The 3382-nt window shown below is 65.4% G+C and carries 2 protein-coding genes; both read left to right on the forward strand.

Annotated features, from left to right (window positions below):
* Positions 1–1250, forward strand: a 1250-nt coding sequence (locus JHD07_RS05240) for a DNA polymerase Y family protein (protein WP_291619680.1), incomplete at its 5' end; no start/stop codon positions are given.
* Positions 1247–3382 (forward strand): error-prone DNA polymerase (locus JHD07_RS05245; protein WP_291619682.1); only part of this gene is annotated, 2136 nt, incomplete at its 3' end. The genes JHD07_RS05240 and JHD07_RS05245, both read left to right, overlap by 4 nt.

A 3382-nucleotide genomic window follows, 5' to 3' on the forward strand; every position in this document is an offset into this window, starting at 1 on the left:
GGCTGTTCCTGGATATCACCGGCTGCGCGCATCTGTTCGGCGGCGAGGCCACGCTGCTCACGACGCTGGTCCGGGCGCTGGCCCGCCAGGGCTTTGCCGTCGGCGCGGCGATCGCGAGCACTTCGGTCTGTGCGCGCACGCTGACGCGGCAGGCCTCAGGCAGCATCGTTGCGGATGGCGGGGAGGCGGCGGCGATCGGCGCATTTCCGGTGTCCGCGCTCGGCGCGGGCGAGGCCATCACCACCGGCTTGCGCCGCGCCGGCCTGAAGACCATCGGCGATGTCGCCGCGCGCGCGCCGGGCGAGATCACCGCCCGGTTCGGTGCGCGGTTCTCCACGCTGCTCGCGCATGCGCTGGGGCAGGGCGATGCGCCGATCAGCCCGCGCAAGCCGCTGCCCGATTACATCGTGGAGAAGCGCTTCGCCGAGCCGATCGCGACCGACACAATGATCGCAATGACGCTGTCGCGCCTGGCGGACACGTTGATTGCCTCGATGGAGAAACAGGGCAAGGGCGCACGCCGGCTGGAAGCCGCCTTCTTCCGCACCGACGGCGTGGTGCGTACGATCACGGTCGAGACCGGGCGTCCCGTGACGCGTAGCGCGGTGATCGACCGCCTGTTCCGCGAGCGGCTCGATGCGCTCGCCGATCCCCTCGATCCCGGCTTCGGCTTCGACATGGTGCGATTGTCGGCGAGCCGCACCGAGATCGTGGTGCAGGAGCAGCGCGATCTCGACGCCCACGTCCATGACAATGACGAGCTTGCCGCGCTGATCGACCGCATCGCCGCCCGCATCGGCGGCAAGCGCGTCGTCGTGCACCTGCCGCAGGACACCCATATCCCCGAACGCGCGGTGCTGGCCGCATCGGCGCAGCACCATCTCGCGGCTGCCATGCAGGCCGAATGGCCTGCTCGCACCGAGAGCGAGCCGCCGCTGCGCCCCTTGCGCCTGTTCGACAAGCCGGAACCCATCAAGGTGCCGTTCGCGACCGTGCCCGATGGCCCGCCGCATCAGTTCACCTGGCGGCGTGCACTGCATGCGGTGGTGCGGGTGGAAGGGCCCGAGCGCATCGCCATGGAATGGTGGCGGCAGGACGGCAAGCAGCTGACGCGGGACTATTTCCGCATCGAGGATGCCGAAGGCCTGCGGTTCTGGATTTTTCGCGACGGTCTTTATGAAGGCGAGGTGTTCGACGGTGACGGCAAGCCCGCGTCTCCCGGCTGGTATGTGCACGGTCTCTTCGCATGAACAGCCCCGCTTATGCCGAGATCGGCATCACCACGAACTTTTCCTTCCTGCGCGGCGGTTCGGATCCGCGCGCCTATGTGCATCAGGCGAGCGCTTTGGAGATTCCGGTGATCGGCATTGCCGACCACAACACGCTCGCGGGCGTGGTGCGGGCCTACAAGGAGCTCGACAATGACGAGGTGCTGCACAAGCCGAAGCTGCTGATCGGCGCGCGCATCGTCTTCAGCGACGATACGCCCGACATCCTGGTCTATCCGCGCGATCGCGCCGCCTATGGCCGGCTCTGCCAGCTTCTCACAAGGGGCAAGCGCGGCGACGACATCACGCGGATCGAAAAGGGCGAGTGCCGTCTCACCTTCGCCGATCTCCTGGAATTCTCGGAAGGCCAGCTCCTGGTCCTGACGCTGCCGCATCGTTTCGAGCCGTCGCAGGCGCTGGATGTGCTCGCAAAGCTGAAGGCGAGCCGCGCTGAGGGCGTGTGGCTGGCGGCGAGCCTGATCTATCGCGGCGACGACAAGCGTCGCCTGGCGCGGCTCGATGATCTCGCGATGAAGGCCAAGGCGCCGCTGCTCGCGACCAACGAGGTGCTCTATCACGATCCCCGCCGCCGTCCGCTTCAGGACGTGCTGACCTGCATCCGGGAAAAGACCACGATCGCGGCGATCGGAAGGAAGCTGGAAGCCAATGCCGAGCGCTTTCTGAAGACGCCACACGAGATGGCGCGGTTGTTCCGCGATTTCCCCGAGGCGATCGCGCAGACCATGCGTTTTGCAGACAAGATCGACTTCTCGCTCGACCAGCTCAAATACCAATATCCGGACGAGCCGGTGCCGCCGGGCAAGACCGCGCAAGGGCATCTGGAGGATCTGACCTGGGCGGGCGTCGACAAATATTTCGGCGGCATCGACAAGATCGACGCAAAGCTGCGGGCGACGCTGAAGAAAGAGCTCGCGCTGATCGCCGAGCTGAAATACGCGCACTACTTCCTCACCGTGCACGATATCGTCCACTATGCGCGCAGCCAGAACATTCTGTGCCAGGGCCGCGGCTCGGCAGCGAACTCGGCCGTCTGCTACGTGCTCGGCGTCACCTCGGTCGATCCGACCAAGGTGGACCTGTTGTTCGAGCGCTTCATCTCCAAGGAGCGGCTGGAGCCGCCCGATATCGACGTCGATTTCGAGCATTCCCGGCGCGAGGAGGTGATGCAATATGTCTATCGCCGCTACGGCCGCCACCGCGCCGCGATCATCGCCACCGTCATCCATTATCGTCCACGCAGCGCCATCCGCGATGTCGGCAAGGCGCTGGGCCTGACCGAGGACGTCACCGCCGCGCTCGCCGATACCGTCTGGGGCAGCTGGGGCAAGGGCCTCAACGACATGCAGGTCCGGCAGGCCGGGCTCGATCCGCAAAATCCCATGATCAATCTCGCGGTCGAGCTTGCGACCGAGCTCATCGAATTCCCGCGCCATCTGTCCCAGCATGTCGGCGGCTATGTGCTGACCCAGGACCGGCTCGACACCTATGTGCCGATCGGCAATGCCGCGATGGACGACCGCACCTTCATCGAATGGGACAAGGACGACGTCGACGCGCTTCGTATGATGAAGGTCGACGTGCTCGCGCTAGGCATGCTGACCTGCATCCGGAAGTGTTTCGATCTGATCGATCAGCACAAGGGCCAGCGATTCGTGCTGGCGAGCGTTCCGCAGGACGACCCCAGGGTTTACGACATGCTGTGTGCCGGGGAATCGCTCGGCGTGTTCCAGGTCGAGAGCCGCGCGCAGATGAACATGCTGCCGCGCCTGAGGCCGCGGACCTTCTACGATCTCGTCATCGAAGTCGCAATCGTGCGCCCCGGGCCGATCCAGGGCGACATGGTGCATCCTTACTTGAGGCGGCGGAACGGGCTCGAGAAGGTGAGCTATCCTTCGCCGTCGCCCGAGCATGGTCCCGCGGACGAACTCTACAAGGTGCTGCACAAGACGAAGGGCGTTCCCCTGTTTCAAGAGCAGGCGATGCGCATCGCAATCGAGGCGGCAAAATTCACATCCGAGGAAGCCAACGGCCTGCGCCGCTCGATGGCGACCTTCCGCAATGTCGGCACCATCGGCCAATACGAGGAGAAGTTG

Source organism: Bradyrhizobium sp. (assembly GCF_016462955.1).
GTDB lineage: Bacteria > Pseudomonadota > Alphaproteobacteria > Rhizobiales > Xanthobacteraceae > Bradyrhizobium.